General features: G+C 72.2%; 15 protein-coding genes and 1 tRNA gene. 8 read left to right on the top strand and 8 right to left on the bottom strand.

Annotated features, from left to right (window positions below; translation table 11 throughout):
- Positions 1–14: 14 nt before the first annotated feature.
- Positions 15–1,637, bottom strand: coding sequence for a beta-N-acetylhexosaminidase (locus tag ACF1G2_RS06570; protein WP_391797196.1), 1,623 nt, complete (start codon positions 1,635–1,637; stop codon positions 15–17).
- 187 nt (positions 1,638–1,824) lie between these two features.
- Between ACF1G2_RS06570 and ACF1G2_RS06565 the strand changes: the two genes are divergently transcribed.
- A complete protein-coding gene (locus ACF1G2_RS06565; protein ID WP_041662420.1) occupies positions 1,825–2,100 on the top strand; it encodes a hypothetical protein in 276 nt (91 codons plus the stop codon).
- A 44-nt stretch (positions 2,101–2,144) separates the two neighbouring features.
- The gene (gene glmS, locus ACF1G2_RS06560; protein ID WP_391797195.1) at positions 2,145–3,962 is read left to right on the top strand and encodes a glutamine--fructose-6-phosphate transaminase (isomerizing); all 1,818 of its coding nucleotides are present in this window, start codon (positions 2,145–2,147) and stop codon (positions 3,960–3,962) included.
- A 173-nt stretch (positions 3,963–4,135) separates the two neighbouring features.
- On the opposite strand, the gene ACF1G2_RS06555 is transcribed toward glmS, so the two are convergent.
- Both ACF1G2_RS06555 and ACF1G2_RS06550 read right to left on the bottom strand, forming a co-directional pair.
- The gene (locus ACF1G2_RS06555; protein WP_385851833.1) at positions 4,136–4,699 is read right to left on the bottom strand and encodes a GPR1/FUN34/YaaH family transporter; all 564 of its coding nucleotides are present in this window, start codon (positions 4,697–4,699) and stop codon (positions 4,136–4,138) included.
- A gap of 191 nt (positions 4,700–4,890) precedes the next feature.
- Positions 4,891–5,412, bottom strand: a complete 522-nt coding sequence (locus tag ACF1G2_RS06550; RefSeq protein ID WP_391797194.1) for a universal stress protein — start codon at positions 5,410–5,412, stop codon at positions 4,891–4,893.
- 330 nt (positions 5,413–5,742) lie between these two features.
- On the opposite strand from ACF1G2_RS06550, the gene ACF1G2_RS06545 reads away from it, so the two are divergent.
- The 4 genes from ACF1G2_RS06545 (at position 5,743) to ACF1G2_RS06530 (ending at position 8,740) form a co-directional block, all read left to right on the top strand.
- Positions 5,743–6,078, top strand: coding sequence for a hypothetical protein (locus ACF1G2_RS06545; protein WP_391797193.1), 336 nt, complete (start codon positions 5,743–5,745; stop codon positions 6,076–6,078).
- A 397-nt stretch (positions 6,079–6,475) separates the two neighbouring features.
- Positions 6,476–7,645 (top strand): helix-turn-helix domain-containing protein, encoded by a 1,170-nt coding sequence (locus ACF1G2_RS06540; protein ID WP_383223912.1) that lies wholly within the window; start codon positions 6,476–6,478, stop codon positions 7,643–7,645.
- A 155-nt stretch (positions 7,646–7,800) separates the two neighbouring features.
- Positions 7,801–8,403 (top strand): oligoribonuclease, encoded by a 603-nt coding sequence (gene orn, locus ACF1G2_RS06535; protein WP_391797192.1) that lies wholly within the window; start codon positions 7,801–7,803, stop codon positions 8,401–8,403.
- A gap of 264 nt (positions 8,404–8,667) precedes the next feature.
- Positions 8,668–8,740: transfer RNA gene (locus tag ACF1G2_RS06530), tRNA-His, on the top strand.
- Positions 8,741–8,866: 126 nt separating this feature from the next.
- On the opposite strand, the gene ACF1G2_RS06525 is transcribed toward ACF1G2_RS06530, so the two are convergent.
- The 3 genes from ACF1G2_RS06525 to ACF1G2_RS06515 form a co-directional block, all read right to left on the bottom strand.
- Positions 8,867–10,363, bottom strand: coding sequence for a cellulose binding domain-containing protein (locus ACF1G2_RS06525; protein ID WP_391797191.1), 1,497 nt, complete (start codon positions 10,361–10,363; stop codon positions 8,867–8,869).
- Between the two features lie 292 nt (positions 10,364–10,655).
- Positions 10,656–12,062 carry an ATP-binding protein gene (locus tag ACF1G2_RS06520; RefSeq protein WP_391797190.1) on the bottom strand — a complete coding sequence of 469 codons (1,407 nt, stop codon included), beginning with the start codon at positions 12,060–12,062 and terminating at the stop codon, positions 10,656–10,658.
- Positions 12,059–12,757: a response regulator transcription factor gene (locus ACF1G2_RS06515; protein WP_391797189.1), complete on the bottom strand. Its 699-nt coding sequence runs from the start codon at positions 12,755–12,757 to the stop codon at positions 12,059–12,061. Before ACF1G2_RS06515 ends, ACF1G2_RS06520 begins: the two co-directional genes overlap by 4 nt.
- A gap of 78 nt (positions 12,758–12,835) precedes the next feature.
- Between ACF1G2_RS06515 and ACF1G2_RS06510 the strand changes: the two genes are divergently transcribed.
- The gene (locus ACF1G2_RS06510; protein WP_391797188.1) at positions 12,836–13,390 is read left to right on the top strand and encodes a hypothetical protein; all 555 of its coding nucleotides are present in this window, start codon (positions 12,836–12,838) and stop codon (positions 13,388–13,390) included.
- 46 nt (positions 13,391–13,436) lie between these two features.
- On the opposite strand, the gene ACF1G2_RS06505 is transcribed toward ACF1G2_RS06510, so the two are convergent.
- Both ACF1G2_RS06505 and ACF1G2_RS06500 read right to left on the bottom strand, forming a co-directional pair.
- Positions 13,437–14,303 carry a spermidine synthase gene (locus tag ACF1G2_RS06505; protein ID WP_391797187.1) on the bottom strand — a complete coding sequence of 289 codons (867 nt, stop codon included), beginning with the start codon at positions 14,301–14,303 and terminating at the stop codon, positions 13,437–13,439.
- Between the two features lie 72 nt (positions 14,304–14,375).
- Complete coding sequence (locus tag ACF1G2_RS06500) at positions 14,376–14,813, bottom strand: hypothetical protein (RefSeq protein ID WP_391797186.1); 438 nt, start codon at positions 14,811–14,813, stop codon at positions 14,376–14,378.
- Positions 14,814–15,036: 223 nt separating this feature from the next.
- Between ACF1G2_RS06500 and ACF1G2_RS06495 the strand changes: the two genes are divergently transcribed.
- On the top strand, positions 15,037–16,323 hold the full coding sequence (locus tag ACF1G2_RS06495; RefSeq protein ID WP_391797185.1) for a tetratricopeptide repeat protein: 1,287 nt from the start codon (positions 15,037–15,039) through the stop codon (positions 16,321–16,323).
- Positions 16,324–16,430 lie beyond the last annotated feature (107 nt).

Below are 16,430 nucleotides of genomic sequence, written 5' to 3'. Positions count from 1 at the left end.
ACGCAGCCGCCGCTCTACTCAGCCGCCGGCCACGGCACCTGCGGAGAGCGGTAGTAGTCGATGCCGAGCGCCTCGAACCGAGGCCCCTGCGCCGCGAGCCGCACCTTGTAGGCCTCCCAGTCGTGCGTCGCCGCCGGGGACCAGCCCAGCTCGGCCACGCCCGGCAGGCGCGGGAACGCCATCTGGTCGATGTGCGCGTTCTCGGAGATCGTCTCGGTCCACAGCGGCGCCTCGACGCCCTTCACCGCCTCGGCGGGCGCGCCGGGAAGGTAGGCGGCCGGGTTCCAGTCGTACGAGCGCTGCACCTCGACGTAGCCGGCCCAGGCCAGGCCCAGCTTGGTCTCCTTGGTGTACTTCATGTCGAGGTAGACACGGTCGGCGGGCGAGAGGATCAGCCCGGTGCCGTTCCGCGCCGCCGCGGCGACCTGCTCCTTCTCCGCCGCGCCGGTCCGGTCGAGGCCCCAGTACTGCGCGAGGGCGCCCTCGGCCGGTGTCGCGCCGGTGAGCTGGTGCCAGCCGACGACGGTCTTGCCGTACTTCGCGACGATCGGCTGCACCCGCTCCATGAAGGCCACGTAGTCCGCGTGGGTGGTGGAGTGCGCCTCGTCGCCGCCGATGTGGAGGTACTTGCCCGGGGTGAGCGCGGCGAGTTCGCGGATGACGTCGTCCACGAAGTCGTACGTGACGGCCTTCGGCACGCACAGGGAGCTGAAGCCGACGCTGGTGCCCGTGTAGAGCGGCGGGGCGACGCCGTCGCAGTTCAGCTCCGCGTAGGAGGCGAGAGCGGCGTTGGTGTGGCCGGGCAGGTCGATCTCGGGCACGACCTCCTGGTGGCGGGAGGCCGCGTACCGCACGATCTCCCGGTAGTCGTCCTTCGTGTAGTACCCGCCGGGTCCGCCGCCGACCTGGGTGGAGCCGCCGTAGGCGGCGAGGCGGGGCCAGGAGTCGACGGCGATGCGCCAGCCCTGGTCGTCGGAGAGGTGCAGGTGCAGCTTGTTGACCTTGTAGAGGGCGAGCTGGTCGATGTAGCGCTTGACCTGGTCGACGGTGAAGAAGTGACGGGAGACGTCGAGCATCGCGCCGCGCCAGGCGTAGCGCGGGGTGTCGGTGATGGTCCCGCCCGCGACCTGCCAGGGGCCTGGCTGCACGGTGCGCCTCTCCACGGCCGCCGGGAGCTGCTGGCGCAGGGTCTGGACGCCGCGGAAGAGCCCGGTGGGCCGGTGGGCGGTGAGCGTGATGCCACCACGGCCGGACTGGAGCCGGTAGCCCTCCTCGCCGAGCGCCTTCTCCCCGTCGGTCAGCCGGAGCCGGATTCCGCCGCTCGCGTCGTCCTGGTCGACGACGCGCAGCGGGTGGCCGGTGGAGGGGCGCAGGATCCCGGCGAGGTAGTCGGCGACGGCACGGGACTCGCGGGAGCGGCCGTCGATCCGGATGCGGGTGGCGGCGGTGATCGCGTACGGCTGCCCGCCGGGGGCCACGGAGGCGGGGGCGGGGACGATCTGGCCGAGCGGCCGGAGTGCGGGTTCGGCGGCGGAGTGGGCGGTGGGCGCGGCTCCGACGCAGGAGATCCCGGCCGCCGCAAGGAGCAGCAGGGCGCCGAGCACACGGGGAAGCGTTCTGCGCTGTCTCACAGGCATGGTCCCTTTCGGTGGACTTCGCGGCTGTGGATATGCGTATCCGAACAGTCACCATGCGTACCGTGGACCACTTCCGCGGGTCAAGGTGTAGACCAATCCCCTCTTCAGGGTGGCGATCATGGAAGCCTCTGCCCGAATTCGGGCAGGATTCTTGCGAAGTCCGGGGGGCACCCCTCAGTATTCACTGGTGCTCGAACGCCGCCCGTCGCATGACGACCTCATCGACCACCTGGTGCGCAGCACCGCGCTGCAGCGCGGTGAGGCGGCCCGGGTGGTGCTCGACGTGCTGGCGTACTTCGACGAGTCGACCGAGGACTTCGTCCGCCGCCGCCACCGCGAACTGCAGTCCGGGGGCGCCGTCAACGCCGAGATCTTCGAGCGCATCGCGGCCGAGCTGCCGCACCGCGCCGTGGCGCCACCGGAGCTCTCGCTCCGGCAGCTGCGCCGCATCGTCTACGGCTGACACGCGGCCGGGCACACTCACCAACCTGGAGGGGTAACACTTCTATGTGTGGAATTGTCGGTTACATCGGAAAGCGCGACGTGGCCCCGCTGCTGCTGGAAGGCCTGCAGCGGCTGGAGTACCGGGGGTACGACTCCGCCGGCATCGTCATCACCAGCCCGAAGGCCTCCGGCCTGAAGATGGTCAAGGCCAAGGGCCGGGTCCGTGACCTGGAAGCCCGCGTCCCCAAGCGCTTCACCGGCACCACCGGCATCGCCCACACCCGCTGGGCCACCCACGGCGCGCCGAGCGACATCAACTCGCACCCGCACCTGGACCCCGAGAACAAGGTCGCGGTCGTCCACAACGGCATCGTCGACAACGCCCAGGAGCTCCGCGCCAAGCTGGAGGCCGACGGCGTCGTCTTCGCGTCGGAGACCGACACCGAGGTGATCACCCACCTGATCGCCCGCTCCCAGGCCACCACCCTGGAGGAGAAGGTCCGCGAGGCGCTCAAGGTCATCGAGGGCACCTACGGCATCGCCGTCATGCACGCCGACTTCAACGACCGCATCGTGGTGGCCCGCAACGGCTCCCCGGTCGTCCTCGGCATCGGCGAGAAGGAGATGTTCGTCGCCTCCGACGTCGCCGCCCTGATCGCCCACACCCGCCAGGTCGTCACCCTCGACGACGGCGAGATGGCCACCCTCAAGGCCGACGACTTCCGCACGTACACGACCTCGGGCGCCTCGACGACGGCCACCCCCGAGACCGTGGAGTGGGAGGCCGCCTCCTACGACATGGGCGGCCACGACACGTACATGCACAAGGAGATCTGCGAGCAGCCCGACGCGGTCGACCGCGTGCTGCGCGGCCGGATCGACGACCGCTTCTCCACCGTCCACCTGGGCGGCCTGAACCTCGACGCCCGCGAGGCCCGCTCCATCCGCCGGATCAAGATCCTCGGCTGCGGCACCTCGTACCACGCCGGCCTCATCGGCGCGGGCCTGATCGAGTCCATGGCCCGTATCCCCGCCGACGCCGAGCCGGCCTCGGAGTTCCGCTACCGCAACCCGGTCGTCGACCCCGACACCCTCTACATCGCCGTCTCCCAGTCCGGTGAGACGTACGACGTGCTCGCCGCCGTGCAGGAGCTGAAGCGCAAGGGCGCCCGTGTCATCGGCGTCGTCAACGTGGTCGGCTCGGCCATCGCCCGTGAGGCCGACGGCGGCGTGTACGTGCACGCCGGCCCGGAGGTCTGCGTCGTCTCCACCAAGTGCTTCACCAACACGGTCACCGCCTTCGCGCTGATCGCCCTCCACCTCGGCCGCATCCGTGACCTCTCGGTCACCGACGGCAAGCGGATCATCGAGGGCCTGCGCAAGCTGCCCGCGCAGATCAGCGAGATCCTCGAGACCGAGGAGGAGATCAAGAAGATCGCCGAGCAGTACGCGGGCGCCCAGTCGATGATGTTCATCGGCCGCGTGCGGGGCTACCCGGTCGCCCTGGAGGCCTCCCTGAAGCTCAAGGAGATCTCCTACATCCACGCCGAGGCGTACCCGGCCTCCGAGCTGAAGCACGGCCCGCTCGCCCTGATCGAGCCGGCCCTGCCGACGGTCGCGATCGTCCCCGACGACGACCTGCTGGAGAAGAACCGCGCCGCGCTGGAGGAGATCAAGGCCCGCAGCGGCCGCATCCTCGCGGTCGCACACCAGGAGCAGGTCAAGGCCGACCACACCATCATCGTCCCGAAGAACGAGGACGAGCTGGACCCGATCCTGATGGGCATCCCGCTCCAGCTCCTCGCCTACCACACGGCGCTCGCCATGGGCCGCGACATCGACAAGCCGCGCAACCTGGCCAAGTCCGTCACGGTCGAGTAGCAGCTGTCCGGGCCTGTCCCCCGGAGCTCTCGACCACGGCCGGGAAAGCCCGTCCGCCCGCATCTCCGGACCTGTCCCCGGAGGGCCGGACGCCCGGCCGGACATGAAAGCGGTCCCCGCGCACCTCACCGGTGCGCGGGGACCGCTTTTTCCTGACCCGATCCCGCCTGGCGTCAGCTCGCCGCGGCCGCCCGGCGGCCCGGGCGGCTGACCGAGGTCGGCCAGTGCGCCACCGCCGCCGTCGCGCCGTACCAGGCCGCGAGGCCCGCCACCGCGGCGACCCAGCCGCCCGCCTTCGCCAGACCGCCGTTGTCCGCGAGGGCACCTATGCCGAGCAGCAGCAGCGCCACGAACAGCAGCCCGTACACGCCCTGCCCGAACAGACCGCTGCCGCCGGCCGCCATCGTCAGCGTGAGCGCCAGCAGCGCCCAGAGCAGCAGGAAGAGGCCGGTCGCCTCCGCCGAGCCGCCGTCGCCCACTCCGGTCCCCCAGGTGAACCAGAACGCGCCGAGCGCCGAATAGGCCGTGCCCTCACCACCGTTGCCCGCGCGCAGGGCGAGCAGACCGACGAGGAAGAGCGCCACCCCGCCGACCCAGGTGGCGAGGGATGCGGCGTCCGACGCCGCGACGTTGTCGATGACACCCGTGCTGCCGATGCCGAAGGCCAGCAGGGTCAGTCCGAGCGCGAGGTGGCCGAGAGTGGAGGTCGTGTTTCCCGCGGCGACTTCGTTGTCCACGGCGGGCTCCCTTCAGGTGCGCAGTTGTGCTGCGTGAGCTGCTTGTTCCGGTGACCTTTAACTACCCTTCACAAGCACACAAATCACCTGACGACGGCGGAAAATATCGCCGTGGCAAGGGAGTTGACGGAACGTCGAGGAGAGGAGGCCGGAGGCCAGGGGCCGGGAGGGCCGACGTCAGCGGCCGCCGGTCACGGGATGACGATCACGGGCCGCTGCGCGCGCTTCGCGAGCCGGCCGGCCACCGAGCCGAAGAGCCGGCCGACGATGCCGTGCGTCGAGCCGACCACGATCGCGTCGGCCGAGTACTCCCGGCCGACCTCCTCCAGCTCGTGGCAGATGTCGCCGCCGCGCTCCACGAGGATCCAGGGGACCTCGGCCAGGTAGTCCGCGCAGGCCAGCTCCAGGCCGAGCACCTCGGTGCGGTGGTCCGGGACGTCGACGAAGACCGGCGGCTCGCAGCCCGCCCAGACGGTGGTGGGCAGCCGGTTGGCGACGTGCACGATGATCAGACCGGAGCCGGATCGGCGAGCCATGCCGACGGCGTACGCCAGGGCCCGCTCACTGGAGGTCGAGCCGTCGAAGCCGACGACCACTCCGTGCCGGAAGGCGGGATCACAGGAGTGGCGTGGCTGTTCCACCGCGAGGGGGTCGACCGTGGAGTCGGCGACGCGCTTGCGGTCCGCGGGTTCGGAGAATTCGTGACCGGCCATCGGTGTCTCGGCGAAGAAGATCCTTGTGGGAAGGGACGGAGCGTCGTACGGAGCAACGGTTGGCGACGGAGCGGTGTCCGGGAATCATCTTCCCAAGCCCATACCCCCAAGGGTACGGCGACACCTCTCTCCTGCCCAGAGCGGTCCGGGGCCACACACGGCGCCCGCAGGGCGTTCCAGGGAGCATGCACGAGCCCGTCCCGTTATGGCAATGCCGGTTGTGTCCTACAGCTGTCCGGTACGGGGGCCGAACGGCCGCCACGGGGAGTGACCGGAACGTTCCGCTTCTCGTTCCCACAGGTCCAGTCACCGTCGCAGGGAGCCCCGCCCGTGCCCGCACCACCGGCCGCCGTCACCCCCGCCTCCGCCGCCCCCGCCGGCCCCCGGCCCCCCGCCCGCTCCCCCGGCCCCGCGGCCCCGCACCCCCCGGCGGACCCCGCGGGCGACGTCGTCCGCTGGGCCGTCTTCTGCTGCGTCCTGGTCCCCGTCGTGCTCGTCGTCTACGGCACCTCGCTGGGCGGGGCGGCGGGCACGGCGCTCGGACTCGCCGCGGTGACGGCGGTCTGCCGGGTGCTGCTGCGCCGCGCGGAACGCGGGCTGCGCGCCGAGGCCGCGGGACCCCGCGGACGACACTCCCATGGCGGCCGAAACCACCGTCAGAGGTGACGGACTCCCCGTGAAGCTGACGGGTTCGCACACTCACACCCATATGATTTCAGCCAACTTCCACATGCCGGTGAGTCCTTGGCGGAATGCCCCCTCAACCCTGGTGCCACCAGGCATGAAAGGCTTCAGCTCGGCCCCCGCACCCTACGGGGACGGGCCATGCGGTCACGACGCACTTCCCTGCGCCGCCCGTGAGTGGAACGCTTCGTGATCGAATGCTTCGCGCCAAGTTGCCTTGTCGACAATGTGCCGGACGGTGAACTTGTCACGTCGGCACTACGGAACACAGTAGATTCGATCATGGGTATCGAAGACTGGGGTCTCGTGCAAAACCGAGGGGAAACGTGCAGGAGCGACAGGACCAGGGAGACGCGAACACCGAGGGGGGCTTAGCGTCATGAGCCAGGACTCCGCCGTAACGGAGGCCGCACGGAAGTTGACCGGGCGCCGCCGCCGCGAAGTCGTCGCGGTGCTGCTGTTCAGCGGCGGCCCCATCTTCGAGAGCTCCATCCCGCTCTCCGTGTTCGGAATCGACCGGCAGGACGCGGGAGTACCCCGCTACCGCCTGCTGGTGTGCGCCGGTGAGGAGGGCCCGCTGCGGACCACAGGGGGCCTCGAACTCACCGCACCGTACGGACTCGACGCGATCAGTCGCGCCGGAACCGTCGTCGTACCGGCCTGGCGGTCGATCACCTCGCCGCCACCGCCGGAGGCGCTCGAAGCGCTGCGCCGGGCACACGAAGAGGGCGCGCGGATCGTCGGGCTGTGCACCGGCGCGTTCGTGCTCGCCGCGGCCGGACTGCTCGACGGCAGACCGGCCACCACACACTGGATGTACGCGCCGACGCTCGCCAAGCGCTATCCGTCGGTCCATGTGGACCCGCGGGAGCTCTTCGTCGACGACGGCGACGTACTGACCTCGGCCGGCACCGCGGCCGGCATCGACCTGTGTCTGCACATCGTGCGGACCGACCACGGCGCGGAGGCCGCGGGCGCACTGGCGCGCCGGCTGGTCGTCCCGCCGCGGCGCAGCGGCGGCCAGGAGCGCTACCTCGACAGGTCTTTACCAGAGGAGATCGGCGCCGACCCGCTCGCGGAGGTCGTCGCCTGGGCCCTGGAGCACCTCCACGAGCAGTTCGACGTGGAGACGCTCGCGGCCCGCGCGTACATGTCACGGCGTACGTTCGACCGGCGCTTCCGCTCGCTGACGGGGTCCGCCCCGCTGCAGTGGCTGATCACCCAGCGGGTGCTGCAGGCGCAGCGGCTGCTCGAGACCTCCGACTACTCGGTCGACGAGGTCGCGGGACGCTGCGGCTTCCGCTCCCCGGTGGCGCTGCGCGGGCACTTCCGCCGCCAGCTCGGCTCCTCGCCGGCCGCGTACCGCGCGGCCTACCGGGCCCGGCGTCCGCAGGCCGAGACCACGACGACGGTGCTCGACCCGCTCGTGCCCCAGCAGGGCCCGCCGGTCGTCCGGCGTCCCGGGGGCCCGATGGAGCCGGGCAAGCCGCAGTCCGACATGTACGCCTCCGGTCGCGCTGCCCTGCCGGGTCAGCGCAGCGCTCCCTAGGGGCGGGCCGGACCGCGCGCGCCACAAGCCGCGCACAGAGAAGACCGACGGGCGCCCGGGGACACCTCTCCCGGCGCCCGTCGGCGTCCCGCCCGGTCCCGGGCCGTACGGCCGGTCCCGGTCCGAACCGGGGGCCACCCCCTAAGGTAGGACGCATGAACGATCGCATGGTGTGGATCGACTGCGAGATGACCGGGCTCTCGCTGACGGACGACGCACTCATCGAGGTGGCCGCACTGGTCACCGACTCGGAACTTAACGTGCTCGGCGACGGCGTGGACATCGTGATCCGCCCGCCGGAGGCGGCGCTGGAGACCATGCCCGAGATCGTGCGCCAGATGCACACGTCCTCCGGCCTGCTCGACGAGCTGGCCGACGGCACGACCCTCGCCGACGCCGAGGCCCAGGTGCTCGCCTACGTACGCGAGCACGTCAAGGAGCCCGGAAAGGCCCCGCTGTGCGGGAACTCGGTCGCCACCGACCGCGGCTTCCTCTCACGGGACATGCCGGCGCTGGAGAACCATCTGCACTACCGGATCGTCGATGTCTCCTCGGTCAAGGAGCTGGCCCGCCGCTGGTACCCGAGGGCGTACTTCAACAGTCCGGAGAAGAGCGGCAACCACCGCGCGCTCGCCGACATCCGCGAGTCCATCGCCGAGCTGCGCTACTACCGCGAGGCGATCTTCGTCCCGCAGCCCGGACCGGACTCGGACACGGCGAAGCAGATCGCGGCACGCCACGTCGTACGTCCGGAGTAGTCCGGAGCGGCACGGCGTCGCCGTACGGCGCGGTCCGGGGTGGTCCGGGGTGTGTTCCCAGGTGTGTTCCGGACCACTCCTCACCGGCCCGGAGCCGCCCGTCCCCAGTCCTGCCAGGTACGAGCAACCCCTGCTCGCGCCCCTGACGCCCCTCTGACGCCGCCACGGCGTCGCCGGGTCGAATACGGGCGCGAGCACCCTCTCGGACCCTGTAGACTTCTTCTCGGCCGGTCGGGGAAACCTTCGGGAAAACCGCCGGTCGTGGTGGGTATAGCTCAGCTGGTAGAGCACCTGGTTGTGGTCCAGGATGTCGCGGGTTCGAGTCCCGTTACTCACCCTGAAGGAAGAGGCCCCGGTTCTTGCGAACCGGGGCCTCTTTCGTTCTGGCGGCCCACGAAGAGGCGCGCCCCGGCCGGTGGTGGGGTGGAACCGGCCGGGGCGCGCGGTGTGGGGGGCGCAGGGGCTACTTGTAGGCGGCGAACGCCTTGGTGAAGGCCAGCGGCTGCTGGAGGATCGAGGAGCAGGTGGCGTCCGCGTGGTTCACCGCGCCGCCCGCGCACTGCTTGTCGCGGGTCGAGGACCACATCGACAGCCAGCCGATGCCCTTGGACTTCGCGAAGTCCACCAGCTGGGTCGCGTCGTCGACCTTGAAGATCTCGGTGGTGACGTCGTTGACCCCGATCATCGGGGTGACGGCGACGGCCTTCCAGGCGGCGCTGTCGCTCAGCCCGAGGACGCCCTTGATCTGCGCCTGGGTCGCGGTCGCGGCCTGAATCGCGTACTGACCCATGTCGCCGCTGTACGCCGGTCCGTAGTCCATCGCCATGATGTTGACGGCGTCGACGCGGACACCGTTCCTCTTGGCGTCGGCCAGCAGGTCCACGCCCGGCTGTGTCAGGCCCTCGGGCATGACCGGCAGGGTGAAGGAGACGTTCAGGCCGGGGTGGGACTTCTGGAGCTGGGCGATGGCCTGCGAGCGCCGGGTGTTGGCGGCGGTGTCGGGCAGGGCGGCGCCCTCGATGTCGAAGTCGACCTTGGTGAGCTTGTACCGGTCGACGACCTTGCCGTAGGCGGCGGCCAGGTCGGCGGAGTTCGCGCAGTTCAGGGCCAGTTCGTGACCGGCCGCGCCACCGAAGGAGACCCGGACGTCGCCGCCCTTGGCCCGCAGGGCGCCGATCTGGGAGGCGACCTTGTCGTCGGCCAGATCGGTGACGCCGCCCCACAGCGGGGCACAGGATCCGCCGGAGGTGATGAAGGCGAGGTTGAACTCCTTCACACCGGTGGCGTCGGCCGTGGCGAGCAGGTCGTACGCCGGGTAGAGCGAGGTGTCGACGTACGGCGCGTACTTCGCGGCGGCGCCCGGGGTGCCGGTGGCGGTAGCCGTCGGGGTGGGCGTGGGCGCCGTCGTGGCGGGCCGGCTCGGGGTGGCCGTCGCGGTGGCCGTGGGGGTGGCCGACGCGGTGGGGGCGACGGTGGCGGTCGGCTGCCCGGTGGGCCGGCCGCTGGGCGTCGGGGTGGCGCCGCCTACGGAGCAGGTGGCCTTGTTGATGAGGCAGTTCGTCGGGTCGCCGGCCGCGCCGGCCGCCGAGGTCACGAAGCCGACGGTGACGGACTGGCCGGGGGCCAGCTCCTTGTTCCAGCTCGCGGGCTTCACGGTGACGTGCCGGCCGGAGACGGTGTGCTCGCCGTTCCACAGGGACCCGATGGTCGTCCCGGCGGGCAGGTCGAACTCCAGCGTCCAGCCCCCCGGCTGGACGCTGGAGGTCTCGTTGGTCACGACGTACTGCCCGGTGTAGCCGCCGGTCCAGGAGCTGGTCCTGGTGTAGGCGGCGCCGACGGCCGCGGCCTGGGCGGTGCCGGTGAGCGCGAACGCCGCGCCGCCGATCACCGCTGCCGCGACGACCGCGCCGACGACCTTGGTCCTGCCGCTCGCCCTGCGCCGGTGCGAACTGGTGCCCATCGCGTGCCTGCCTCTGTGTGCGGGGGTGGGGTGCGGCAGCACGCTAGCGAGCGGGAAACGGACAAATGGCCACGAGCGGGCCAGGGTTGAGGATTCTTAGGGTCCGCTTAAGGGAGGCATCGGAACGACGAAAGGTTGGGCACCTCGGCGGGGCCTCGGCAGACCCTGAGGCACTCCTGGCGGGCCCTCGTAACCCGCCGAGCCCTCGGCGGGGCCGCGGCGGTCCCGCGGCAGGCCCTCGGCGGGCCCTCGGCAGGCCCTGGCCGAGCCCTCGGGGCACTCCCGGTGTGCCTCAGCGGGCCCTCGGCGTGGCCGGCTTCTTCCGGCGCCCCCGGCGGCCGCCGCGGCCCGCCGCGTCGCCGAAGCGGCGCCCGTCGAGGCCGATCCAGATGCGGACCTCCGTACCACCGAGCACCGAGTGTCCGATGCGGACGTCGCCGCCCGTGGCCTCGGCCATCCGCCGCACGATGTCCAGGCCGAGACCCGTCGAGCCGTCACGGTGGCCGCTGTTGCCGCGGGTGAGCGCCGCGGCCGGGTCGGCGATGCCGGACCCCGCGTCGGAGACCAGCACGATGACGGCGTCGTCGCCGTTGTGGACATCGACGGAGAACGCCGTCCCCTCCGGGGTGTGGCGGAAGACGTTGCCGAGCAGCGCGTCGAGCGCGGCGACGAGTTCGGGCCGGGCGACCGGGATGCGTACCGGACGCTCGATGCCCGCGACCCGCACCTTGCGGCCCTCGTCCTCGGCGAGCGCCGACCAGAAGTCCATCCGTTCCCGGACGACCTCGGAGGCGTCGCAGCCGGCGCCCGGGCCGGGGCTCTGCGTCTGGGGCTTGGCCTCCCGGGCCGTACGGATGATCGTGTCGACCTCGCGCTCCAGCTGCTCGACGGCGGTCCGGGTCTGCTCGGCCGCCGGTCCCGAGCCGAGCGAGGCGGCGTTGAGCCGGAGCACGGTCAGCGGGGTCCGCAGCCGGTGCGAGAGGTCGGCGGCCAGTTCGCGCTCGTTGGCGAGGAGCTGGACGACCTGGTCGGCCATGGAGTTGAAGGCGATCGCGGCCGACTTCAGCTCCGGCGGCCCCTCTTCGGGGACCCGCGCCCCGAGCTTGCCCTCGCCCAGGTCGTGGGCGGCGCCCGCGAGACGCTGCGCGGGCTGCACCATCCGTACGCCGAGGCGGTCGGCGACCGCGACCGAGCCGACGATCAGCGCGACGCCGACGCCGGCCAGCACCAGCCAGGCCGTGGCGACGCCGTTGGTGACCTCGCCCTCGGGGACGAAGAGTTCGACGACGGCGACCTGCCCGGAGGAGAGCGCCGTGGGCTGGAGCAGCACGGAGCCGCCCTCCACCTCGGCGATCGTCGCCCGGCCCAGTTCCCGGGTGGTGCGCAGCTCCTTCTCGTCGGCCCTGCGGGTGCCGATCTCCAGGGCCCCGGCGCCCGGCTCGTCGGCCGATGCGGCGGCCGGGACGTGCACGGCCATCCGTCCGGCGGCCCCGTCCTCGGTGCTCGCGACGGCCCGGTCGAGCTCGTCCCGGTCGGTGGTGATGGCGAGGACGGGCGCGAGTGCGGCAGCGCGGCGCTCGGCGTTGGAGAAGGCACGGTCGCGTGCCATCTCCTTGACGACGAGGCCGAGCGGTACGGCGAAGGCGACGACGACCATGGCGGTGACGGCCAGCGACACCTTGACGAGTGCCCATCTCACGGCCGGCTCTCCCGCGGCGGTTCCAGCTTCACGCCCACCCCGCGCAGGGTGTGGAGGTAGCGGGGGCGGGCGGCCGTTTCGCCCAACTTCCGCCGCAGCCATGACAAATGTACGTCGATGGTCTGGTCGTCCCCGTAGGACTGCTGCCACACCTCGGCGAGCAGCTCCTTGCGCGGGACGACCACACCCGGCCGGCCGGCGAGGAACGCCAGCAGGTCGAACTCCCGCCGGGTCAGGTCGAGCCGGGCCCCGTCGAGCTCCGCCTGACGGCGCAGCGGATCGATCGACAGACCGCCGACCTGGATCACCCGCGACGGCGGGGCCTCCCCGGCGGCCCGTGAGCGCCGCAGGACGGCGGCCATCCGCGCCGACAGGTGCTCCACGGAGAAGGGCTTGGTCAGATAGTCGTCCGCGCCGTCGTTGAGGAGCCGGACGATCTCCGCCTCGTCGTCCCGCGCGGTCGCGATGATCACCGGTACGTCGGTGATGCCGCGCAGCATCTTCAGCGCCTCGGAGCCGTCCAGATCGGGCAGTCCGAGGTCGAGGATGACCACGTCGAAACGGAAATGGGCGACCTCGCGCAACGCCTCCAGGGCCGTGCCGACGCTCCGTACGGTGTGGGAGGCCTCGGTCAGATGCCGGATGAGGGCGGAGCGCACGAACTGGTCGTCCTCGACCACGAGCACACTTGCCATGGGCCGCACCGTACGCCATCCGGGTGAGGCCGAGGGAAGGTCCACCCAGCGGGACGCCCGCGACGGCCGTGGTGCAGTATGGCCCGGATGCGTAGAGGACTTGTTCACGCCATGGCGTGGTCGCTCGCCACGGGCGCGGCGGTCACGCTCTCGTGGTGGGGTGTGCACACGGTGATGGCCGGCACGGTCTACGACCCGCCGCGCGCACTGCCCATCCCGGCCGGGTCCGGCAGCGACGGGCCGGCCGACAAGGCCGGTGACCCGTCGGCCTCCTCCACCCGGCGGCCGACGCCCTCCTCTCCCACACCGCCCGCCGCCTCCGGCTCGACCCCGTCGCCGTCGTCCGCCTCCGCGACGCCCTCGCGCAAACCCACCGCGCCGAAGCCCTCCTCGCAGGAGCCGCAGGGCGCAGGGAGCGTGAAGAGCTATGCCGTGGACGGCGGTCTGGTCGCCTTCGACCTCGGCGAGACCTCGGCGGAGCTGGTCTCGGCCACACCGGCCTCGGGGTGGCAGATGCAGGTGTGGAAGCAGCCCACCTGGATCCGGGTCACCTTCACCAGGGAGGGCCGCGAGCTGTCGGTCTTCTGCGTGTGGCACGACACCGCGCCCCGGGTGGAGATCGAGGACCGCTGACGGCAGGCGCCGCCTCGCGGCGCGCCAGCGTCAGCGCGTCAGCGCGTCAGCGGAAGACGGACGCGGGCGGTACGGGCGAGGGCTTGGCACTCGCGTCGGTGACCGGGGTCGCTCCCCCGGTGAAGTCGGTGAGCGTACGGCCGTGTTCGACCCGGCCCGGGTGCGGGTCGGTCGCCACCCGGCGGGTCAGTTCGGCGACGGGCAGCTCGCGGTCGGAGGCGAGGAGCACGGCGTTGCCGAAGCGGCGCCCGCGCAGCACGGTCGGATCGGCGGTCAGCGCGAGTTCGGGGAAGACGGTGGCGGCGGTCGCGACCTGGCCGCGCAGATGGGTCAGCGGCGGCCCGTCGGCGAGGTTCGCCGCGTAGAAACCGCCCGGCCTCAGGACCCGGCGGACCTCGGTGAGGAACTCGGTGCTGGTCAGATGCGCGGGCGTGCGCGCCCCGCTGAAGACATCGGCGATGATCAGGTCCGCCCAGCCGTCCTGCACCTTGGAGAGGCCGGCGCGCGCGTCCGTGGAGCGGACCCGTATGCGGGCGGTCGTGTCGAGTGGCAGCTCCCGGCGGACGAGTTGGACCAGCGGCCCGTCGAGCTCCACGATCTGCTGGGTGGAGCGGGGCCGGGTGGCGGCGATGTAGCGGGCGAGCGTGAAGGCTCCGCCGCCGAGATGGACGGCCTGGAGCGGCCGGTTCGGCGGGGCGGCGAGGTCGGCGATGTGGCCGAGGCGTCGCTGGTACTCGAAGGAGAGGTGGCCGGGGTCGTCGAGATCGACGTGCGACTGCGGGGCACCGTCTATCAGCAGCGTCCAGCCGCGGGGCCGCTCCCGGTCGGGTATCAGCTCCGCGAGCCCGCCGTCGACGGTCTCGACGACGGCGACGGCGGCTGCCGCCTTCTCACGCTGTCTGTTCCTTGCCACGTGCCCATTATCGGCGCCCGCCGGACTCCCCCGCCCGACGAGCCCCCGGCCATGACCGGAGGGCGGGCCGCCCTAGTGGCAGCCGTCGGCCGCCTCGATCAGCCGGGCCGCCTGGCCGAGGGCCTCGCGCAGCACCATCGGGTCGGTGACCTCGACGCTGTCACCGGGCGGCAGGAGCCAGCCGGCCGGGCGGGGCGCGTCACCGGCGGGCCCGGGAAGCTCCGGCAGTTCGGGGATCCGAAGGCCGCGGCCGGAGGTCTGCGTACAGGCACTTCCCGGCATGTCCCAGCCCGCCGCCGTGCCGGGCGGCACCAGGAAGCCGAGGGTGTCGCAGGCACCGTCGTGCAGCACGGGACCGACGACCGGGGTCCCGCCCCTGCGGAGGATGTCCACGGCCTCCAGGCCCTGGCGCGCCGGCACGGTCACCAGGTCACAGGGCTCGGCGTGCGGGGCACTGGCGTCCGGGGTGGGTGCGTGCCGTGCGGTCGACTGCGATCCGATCTCCAACAAGGGGACCCCTCCTTGCTCCGAGAAGACACGTTCCGTCTCTCCGCATGGTTCAACGCTCATCCGCGTCAACGGCTACGGCGGCACGCCGCCGCAAAGGATGGCAGTTCATGGCAGATTGCGAGCGAGATATCCGATTTATGGCAAAACCCAGCGTGTGCGCCCGGACACAGCAGGTACGTTCATGCCCGGCCGGAACACCGGCAGCACAGGAGAGGGCTCGGCCATGGCGGTGTCAGGGGCAGTTCCCAATCTCGCCTTCCGCCGACTCCGCGGACAGCACTCGCCGGCGGAGTTCGCCGCGGCGGTCCGGCGGGCGGCGCGGGAGATCGGCGAGCGGGTCGCGTGCGACGCCCGCTACATCGGGCGCGTGGAGGCGGGCGAGATCCGCTGCCCCAACTACGCGTACGAGCGGGTGTTCCTGCACATGTTCCCCGGTCTCTCCCTGGCGGACCTGGGCTTCTCGGCGCGGGAGGCGGTACGCGGCCGACGGCCGGCCGTCGCGGCCGGGGCGCCCCCACCCGCCATCACGACCCGGAACGATGAGGAGAGCGACGTGCTGCGTCGCGCATTCATGACGAGCGGCACCGTCACGGTGGCGGCCGCCTCGCTGGGACTCGGCGGCACCGCCGTCGCGATCCCCGCCCCCCGTGGGGCCCACAGGATCGGCGAGGCCGAGGTCCGCGCCGTCGAGGACGCCGTACGGCAGATCCGGCTGCTCGACGACCGGCACGGCGCCGACGGCCTCTACAAGGCGGCCGCCCAGCCGCTCCGGGCGGCGTACGCCCTGCTCGACGCGGGCACGACGGCCCGCCGCTCCACCGAGGACCGGCTGCACACCGGCGCCGGCGAGCTCGCGATCTCCGTCGGCTGGCTGGCCCATGACTCCGGCCGCTTCGACGACGCCCGCTCGCACTACGCGGAGGCCCTGGCCACCGCGCGCGTGGCGGGCGATGCCGCCCTGGAGGCGCACGCCTTCTGCAACACCTCGTTCCTCGCCAGGGACGCGGGACGGTACCGGGAGGCGGTCCGCGCCGCCCAGGCCGGTCTGCGGGCGGCCCAGCCGCTCTCCTCCGACCGGCTGCTCTCCCTGCTCTCCCTCCGGGAGGCGGGAGCCTGGGCGGGAATCGGCGACCGGTCCGCGTGCGAGCAGGCCCTCGGCCGCGCGCACACCCACTTCGCCCGTGGTCAGAGCGAGGGCGACCCGGAGTGGATGTCGTTCTTCGGGGAGCCGGAGCTGGAGGCGCTGGAGGCCCACTGCTGGTCGGCGCTGGGCGACTGGAGCCGTGCGGCCCGTCACGCCCATCGCGCGACCGTCCTCCAGAACCCCCACTTCGCCCGCAACCTCGCCCTCTACCGCGCCCAGCTCGCGAGCAACCTGGCGCACGCGGGCCGTCCGGACGAGGCGGCGGCGGAGGCGCGCCGGGTGATGGACTCGCTCGGCGACGTCCAGTCCTCCCGCATCCGCCGCATCCTCACGGACACGAGCCGGGTCCTCGCGACCACACGCTGAACGCGTGGGGCGACGCGGCCTCCGAGGGTGTTCGGGCTACGAGGGTGTTCGGGCCTGCGACGACCGGGCTCCGAGGACGTTCGAGCCTGCGGCGGCCGGGCTACGAG

Origin of the sequence: Streptomyces sp. NPDC013457, from assembly GCF_043089925.1 — a bacterium.
Lineage (GTDB): Bacteria > Actinomycetota > Actinomycetes > Streptomycetales > Streptomycetaceae > Streptomyces.
This window is presented reverse-complemented; position numbering and strand designations above follow the sequence as displayed.

Excerpts from the sequence above, each read along its gene's own strand:
- ACF1G2_RS06495 (WP_391797185.1), top strand. The coding sequence starts at position 15,037 with ATGGCGGTGTCAGGGGCAGTTCCCAATCTCGCCTTCCGCCGACTCCGC.
- ACF1G2_RS06525 (WP_391797191.1), bottom strand. The coding sequence starts at position 10,363 with ATGGGCACCAGTTCGCACCGGCGCAGGGCGAGCGGCAGGACCAAGGTC.
- ACF1G2_RS06550 (WP_391797194.1), bottom strand. The coding sequence starts at position 5,412 with ATGGCCGGTCACGAATTCTCCGAACCCGCGGACCGCAAGCGCGTCGCC.
- ACF1G2_RS06515 (WP_391797189.1), bottom strand. The coding sequence starts at position 12,757 with ATGGCAAGTGTGCTCGTGGTCGAGGACGACCAGTTCGTGCGCTCCGCC.
- glmS (WP_391797195.1), top strand. The coding sequence starts at position 2,145 with ATGTGTGGAATTGTCGGTTACATCGGAAAGCGCGACGTGGCCCCGCTG.
- ACF1G2_RS06510 (WP_391797188.1), top strand. The coding sequence starts at position 12,836 with ATGGCCCGGATGCGTAGAGGACTTGTTCACGCCATGGCGTGGTCGCTC.
- ACF1G2_RS06540 (WP_383223912.1), top strand. The coding sequence starts at position 6,476 with ATGAGCCAGGACTCCGCCGTAACGGAGGCCGCACGGAAGTTGACCGGG.
- ACF1G2_RS06570 (WP_391797196.1), bottom strand. The coding sequence starts at position 1,637 with ATGCCTGTGAGACAGCGCAGAACGCTTCCCCGTGTGCTCGGCGCCCTG.
- orn (WP_391797192.1), top strand. The coding sequence starts at position 7,801 with ATGAACGATCGCATGGTGTGGATCGACTGCGAGATGACCGGGCTCTCG.